At 28.2% G+C, this 6,290-nt stretch carries 7 protein-coding genes, 1 tRNA gene and 1 other RNA gene; 1 reads left to right on the top strand and 8 read right to left on the bottom strand.

The genetic code is table 11. The annotated features are described in order from the left end of the window. Positions 1-118: 118 nt before the first annotated feature. Entirely contained in the window at positions 119-349 is a 231-nt protein-coding gene (locus JWF52_RS18610; RefSeq protein WP_208334962.1) for a glutaredoxin family protein, read from the bottom strand. Between the two features lie 187 nt (positions 350-536). On the opposite strand from JWF52_RS18610, the gene JWF52_RS18605 reads away from it, so the two are divergent. Next, a complete protein-coding gene (locus JWF52_RS18605; protein ID WP_208334961.1) occupies positions 537-1,742 on the top strand; it encodes an MGDG synthase family glycosyltransferase in 1,206 nt (401 codons plus the stop codon). 88 nt (positions 1,743-1,830) lie between these two features. Here JWF52_RS18605 and JWF52_RS18600 read toward each other — a convergent pair whose 3' ends face one another. The 7 genes from JWF52_RS18600 to JWF52_RS18570 form a co-directional block, all read right to left on the bottom strand. Continuing rightward, a complete protein-coding gene (locus tag JWF52_RS18600) occupies positions 1,831-2,055 on the bottom strand; it encodes a hypothetical protein (RefSeq protein ID WP_208334960.1) in 225 nt (74 codons plus the stop codon). A 143-nt stretch (positions 2,056-2,198) separates the two neighbouring features. Then, positions 2,199-2,798, bottom strand: a complete 600-nt coding sequence (gene recR, locus JWF52_RS18595; protein WP_208334959.1) for a recombination mediator RecR — start codon at positions 2,796-2,798, stop codon at positions 2,199-2,201. An 11-nt stretch (positions 2,799-2,809) separates the two neighbouring features. Next, on the bottom strand, positions 2,810-3,154 hold the full coding sequence (locus JWF52_RS18590) for a YbaB/EbfC family nucleoid-associated protein (RefSeq protein WP_208334958.1): 345 nt from the start codon (positions 3,152-3,154) through the stop codon (positions 2,810-2,812). Between the two features lie 114 nt (positions 3,155-3,268). Continuing rightward, the gene (gene dnaX, locus JWF52_RS18585; protein ID WP_208334957.1) at positions 3,269-4,900 is read right to left on the bottom strand and encodes a DNA polymerase III subunit gamma/tau; all 1,632 of its coding nucleotides are present in this window, start codon (positions 4,898-4,900) and stop codon (positions 3,269-3,271) included. A 286-nt stretch (positions 4,901-5,186) separates the two neighbouring features. Beyond that, positions 5,187-5,451, bottom strand: an RNA gene (gene ffs / locus JWF52_RS18580) — signal recognition particle sRNA large type. 29 nt (positions 5,452-5,480) lie between these two features. Further along, a tRNA-Ser gene (locus JWF52_RS18575) sits at positions 5,481-5,572 on the bottom strand. 3 nt (positions 5,573-5,575) lie between these two features. Next, entirely contained in the window at positions 5,576-6,028 is a 453-nt protein-coding gene (locus tag JWF52_RS18570; RefSeq protein WP_208334956.1) for a nucleoside deaminase, read from the bottom strand. Positions 6,029-6,290: the final 262 nt, after the last annotated feature.

Below are 6,290 nucleotides of genomic sequence, written 5' to 3'. Positions count from 1 at the left end.
TTTTTATTCACTCTTTATTTGAATAACATGCTTTTTATCAATATAAAAATAATACGTTCTGTAATTTACATTTACTATAACATATATTATTTTTTATATTGATTTATTTAAAATTTATTTACATACCTAATAAAGACTTCATTCTATTTAAGTCAAATCCTAACACATGTTCACCATCTATTATCATAACAGGAATAGACATATACCCCATACGTATTAATTCTTTTCTAGCTTCTGAGTTTTTAGATATATTATATTCTATATATTCAATATTATTTAATTTTAAATATTCTTTTGCTTTTATGCACTGTATACATGAATCACTTGTATATATTTCTACTTTTTTCATTATATTTACCTTCCAAATCTTAGCATTTAAATACTTGTATTTTTTTTTATATTGTATTAGATTATTATTAACTTATTATTAGCAAATAATATATGTATATAATAGTCTAAGTTTTTAAAGTATAATTAATAATACATAAAATTATGTTATTGTTCAATATAACTCTACATTTTAGGAGGATTTTAATATGAGCAAAAAGATTTTAATTATGTCTGCTTCCACTGGAGGAGGTCATAATAGAGCTGCTCGAGCTATTAAAGAAGAATTAGAAAGTAAAACTATTGATAACGAGACAGTAGAATGCCAAATAATAGATAGTTTAAAATTAGTTAATAATACAATGGACAAAATAATATCTAGGGGCTACGAAAAGTCAGCTATATATACTCCTAAAGCTTATGGTAGTGTATATAGATTTTCTGAGAGTAGCTTAGTATCAAAGAATGAGTTTAAGGGTAATCTACTTACTTCTCTTATGGCTCAGAAATTTAAAAAGCTTCTTAGTGATTCACAACCAGATTTAATTATAGGTACTCACCCATTCCCTATGATTGCACTTAGTACATTAAAAAAATATACTAATATGGATGTACATAACCTTAATTTAAGTGATACTTTCCATAAAAAATATGTTGACCTTAATGTTCCACCTATGATTTCTGTATTAACAGATTATACTACTCACTCAACATGGATACAAAATGAAATAGATTATTATATTGTTGGACATGAATATGTAAAGGAACTACTTGTATTTGAGGGCGTAGAAAGTGATAAAGTTAAAGCATTTGGGATTCCTGTTGAAAAATCATTTTTATCTCATAGGGATAGAGAAACTGTTTTAGAAGAATTAGATCTATCTCCTGATAAATTAACAGTTTTACTTATGGGTGGAAGTTTTGGAGCTGGAAATATAAAAGAAACTTTAGCAGAACTTATGGAAATAGACAGAGATTTTCAAATATTAGTTATAACTGGAAGAAATGAAAGTCTTCGTGAAAAAATAGAAAAAGGATTGTCTCAACATTTTCATGATAAAACTGTTAAAGTTCTAGGATTTACGAATAAGATGAATGATATCCTAGCTTCTGTAGATGTATTAGTGTCTAAGCCAGGTGGTCTTACTACTACAGAATCTTTACTTAAAGATGTACCTATGATAGTTCCTTACTATATACCTGGTCAAGAAGAAGAAAACTTAGATTTCTTATCTAACTGTGGAGCTGTTCTTAGAACTACTAAAAAATATAATTTATCTGTTTTATTAAAAGTTCTTATTGATGATCCATCTAGATTAGATATGCTTAAGCGTAATATAAGATCTATAAGGAAATTTAATTCTTCTCAAAATATTGCTAATTTAGTAGTGGATATTTTATCTGATGAAGAATAAATCAACTTTAAATAAATAAAAAGGCAATATACTTTAAGTATATTGCCTTTTTATTTATATATTTTAATTTCTTATTTTATGTTTTATTTTAGTATCTAGGTTCGTAGAAATCTTCTTCATAATCATATTGATAATTTTTATAATTATTTCTGAAATCCGTATTTTTATTCTTTGAGCTTTTATTAGTCTTCTTCTTTAGTAAAACGCTCATATCATCTTGCTCACTATACTTAGATTTATCTTTTGAATTTAATTTTTTAACTCTTTTTTCTTTCATAGCTTTATGCTCTTCTAAATTCATAGTTGATTTCATGTTGCACCCCTGTTTAAAATTTTAATTAAATATAACACAAATTATACAATAATGGTATATATTATTCAATAAAATCCAACTAAAATTTAACCACAAAATTCCTCTATTTAACGACAAAAAAATCGAGGCATTTACCTCGATTTTTATATTTCTCTCCTACCCTCTAGAGCTTTAGATATAGTAACTTCATCTGCATATTCTAAATCTCCACCTACAGGTAGACCATGAGCTATTCTAGTAACTTTTATCCCCATAGGCTTTAGAAGTCTCGCTATATACATAGCAGTAGCTTCTCCCTCTATTGTTGGGTTTGTAGCCATTATTATTTCAGACACATCTTGAGTTCCTACTCTTTGAATAAGCTCTTTGACTTTTATCATGTCTGGACCTATACCATCCATAGGAGATATTACACCATGGAGTACATGATATTGTCCTTTATAATCTCTTGTTCTTTCCATAGCAGCCACATCTCTAGGATCTTCCACTACACAAATAATACTGGCATCTCTATTTTTATTAGCACACATGCTACATATATCATTATCTGATATGTTACAGCAAACTGAGCAATACTTTATTTCTCTTTTAGCTTCTATAATAGCCTTAGATAAAGCTTCTACATCATTAGTATTCATATTAATAACATGAAAAGCTAGTCTTTGGGCCGTTTTTCTTCCTACACCAGGAAGCTTTGAAAACTCTTCTATTAGTCTCGTTATGGGACCCGTATAAACCTGCATATTATCACCTACTAGAATAATCCTGGGATATTCATTCCTCCAGTTGCTTTACTCATTTGATTTGCTTGCATTTCTTCAACACTTCTTAATGCTTCATTTACAGCGCTTAAAACTAAATCTTGTAACATTTCTATATCATCTGGATCAACAACTTCTGGTTTTATAGCTATATCTAATACTTCTTTTTTACCATTAACTTTAACAGTAACAGCTCCTCCACCAACTGAAGCCTCTATTTCTTTAGCTTCTAACTCTGCTTGCATTTTTTGCATATTTTCTTGCATCTTTTGAGCCTGCTTTAATATATTATTCATATTTCCAGGCATCATTCCGCCTCCAAAACCTTTCTTAGCCATAACTAATTCCTCCTAAAAAACTTATTTTTATTTTACTATTATATCATAATAGCATTTATTATTTATCTTGTTTTATTTAATAAAATAATAATATTAACGAATTAATACTATTACTTATTTCTCTTCTATACTATCTTTTATTTCGAGTATATCCTCATTTACTATACCCTTTAAAATTGCTTCACCTTCATCTTGCTTATCACTTTTTAATTCAAGTTTTATATTATTAACTTCAGATTCTAATATAACTCTTATACTAAAGCTTCTATTTATTGTTTCTCTTATTACTTTTTCTATATACTGTAATGTCTGTGGATCACTTAGTCTTTTTTTAGCAAAGGCAAATCCATCTCCATAAATTATGTATAGTATGTTATTAGAAACATTAAAACTTTGTACATCTCCTAATAAGAAGTATACTGGCATCTGTTTATTTTGTTTATCTTGTTTAATATTTATCCTTATTTTGTCCCAAGATGCTTCTATTAACTTAACATCTTCACTTTTTACATTTTCATATACTACTTCTTCTACTATATTAACTTTTTCATCTTCTTCAATGTTATTAGATACGTTAGTAGTAGATACCTTTATATTTCCACTCTCAATCATTTTTTCTAAATTTTCAATTCTCTTTATAAGAGATTCTTTACTTTCATCAAACATAGGTTGAGCAATTTTCATCATAGTAACTTCAGCTAATACCCTTGGGTTTGATGATGTCTTTATATTATCTTGAGTAACTGATAATATATTTAAAACTCTTATTAAGTCATTTATATCTACGCTTTCAGCTTGTTTTTTTAATAAATTAACGGTTTCTTCTGGTAATGATATTATTTCATCTAAATCCGTTGATACTTTACATACCATCAAGTTTCTAAAATGATCTATTAAGTCATTGATTAAATTTCTTATATCTTTTCCCCATATAACAAATTCATTTAATATTTGAAGTGATTTTTTAGTATCCTGATTTATTATACATTCAGCCATGTCAAACAACTGTTCAACATTTACAGTTCCTAAAAGCTCAACAACATCTTTATACTCTATCTTATCATCTCCAAAAGATATACATTGGTCTAATATACTTAAAGCGTCTCTTAAAGCTCCTTGGGAATTTCTAGATATTAAATTAAGGGCTTTATCTTCAACTTCTATATTTTCTTCATTACATATCTTTTTCATTCTATCGCTCATATCTTTGACTGTAACTCTTTTAAAGTCAAATCTCTGACATCTTGATAAAATTGTAGCTGGTATTTTATGTGGCTCTGTTGTAGCCAATATGAATATAATATATGATGGCGGCTCTTCTAATGTTTTTAGTAATGCATTAAATGCACCCTGAGATAGCATATGCACCTCATCTATTATATATACTTTATATTTTGCTTTAGAAGGTGAGTACTTAACACTTTCTCTAAGTTCTCTTATATCATCTACGCTATTGTTAGATGCTGCATCTATCTCTATAACATCCATTATATTATCATTTAATATATCCTTACATACATCACATTCATTGCAAGGTTCTTGATTCGCACTTTCAGTACAGTTTACTGCCCTTGCAAATATTTTAGCTGTAGATGTCTTACCTGTACCTCTAGTACCTGAAAATAAATATGCATGTCCTACATTATCATTTTCTATCTGGTTCTTTAAAGTTCTAATTATATGTTCTTGCCCAACTACATCTTCAAATGTTTGTGGTCTATATGCTCTATATAATGCCTTATGCATGGCCATCTCTCCTTAATAAAATTCGATCTTAGTAATTTTACTTAATTATAAATTTATATACTTAAATGATATGTTTTATAAATACTTAATATCAATTTATTATAGTATATTATTCATTTGTTACGATTTATAGCATTTACTTTATATATTAATTCATTATAATATATTATTTATCCAATATATTGAAATATTATATCATTATTTTTAAACAAAGTTATTTATTATATTATACATATTAAAAAATCCCTTAATATTAATTAAGGGATTATTTTTTATATATTAAATGCTGTACACCATCTATTGACTTACTTTCATAGGCGTTACCTAAACAGTTAGCTCCACTTAGGCACCCCCGCGGCACACGAAAGTAATCACTTACCGCTGCTTCCTTCCGGATCTGACGGGGTTCATGAGCTTCCATTGCGCAGGACCTATGTTTCAACACCACTTATTTAGGGCAGCCCTACAAAAGATAAGCCTCTAGATGGAATTCAATCCTGCTATAGCGGATTGCAGGTTACAGGGCACCGCTACCTCCCCATCTAGTACAGCAAAATTACAACCATATTTAAATGTCCTCTGGCGGAGAGAGTGGGATTCGAACCCACGATACGCTTTTAACGCATACTCACTTTCCAGGCGAGCGCCTTCGACCGACTCGACCATCTCTCCTAATTATCTTTTCCTTAAAGTCTTAAAAAATTCCTGTAATATATTAGAACAATCATCTTTTAATACTCCAAATGAGATATCAACGTTATTGTCTTTATAATAATCTATTTTGAATTCATGCTGCTTTTCAGTGTATGAATTTTTTATATGCTTAGTTCCTATTATAAGTTTTTTTATTCTTGAGTTTACTATTGCCCCACTACACATAACACATGGTTCCATAGTTACATATAAATCACAATCAATAAGTCTCCATCCACCTAGTTTCTCTGCTGCTTGTTTTATAGCTAATATTTCTGCATGAGCTGTACAGTCATTTAATTCTTCTGTAAGATTATGTGCTCTTGCTATTACCTGGCCATCTTTAACAATTACAGCTCCTATAGGCGTCTCTTTTTTTTCATATGCTTTATATGCTTCTTTTAATGCTTCTTTCATATAGAATGACTTTTCCATATTTCCTCCTAAAACTTATAACAGTTTTATATTATCACAATTGTATTTATAATTCAACTTAAATTTAATTTGTACTTAAAAAATATAAAATCCTATAATTAAGATACCTAATTTTCCCTTAAAACATTTATATAAACTACTCTTAAATTTCTATTTTTGTGAATATTAATTTTTAAGGATATATATCTTCTATATTATAAAGATTATTTTTAAATCCTAAACTAAATAAAAGAAAGTATTTAAATAAAAAAGAGAGCTTATA

The sequence above is a fragment of the Clostridium sp. CCUG 7971 genome (assembly GCF_017590215.1).
Lineage (GTDB): Bacteria > Bacillota > Clostridia > Peptostreptococcales > Peptostreptococcaceae > Faecalimicrobium.
The sequence above is the reverse complement of the archived record's forward strand: the minus strand, read 5'-3'. Positions and strand labels throughout refer to the sequence as shown.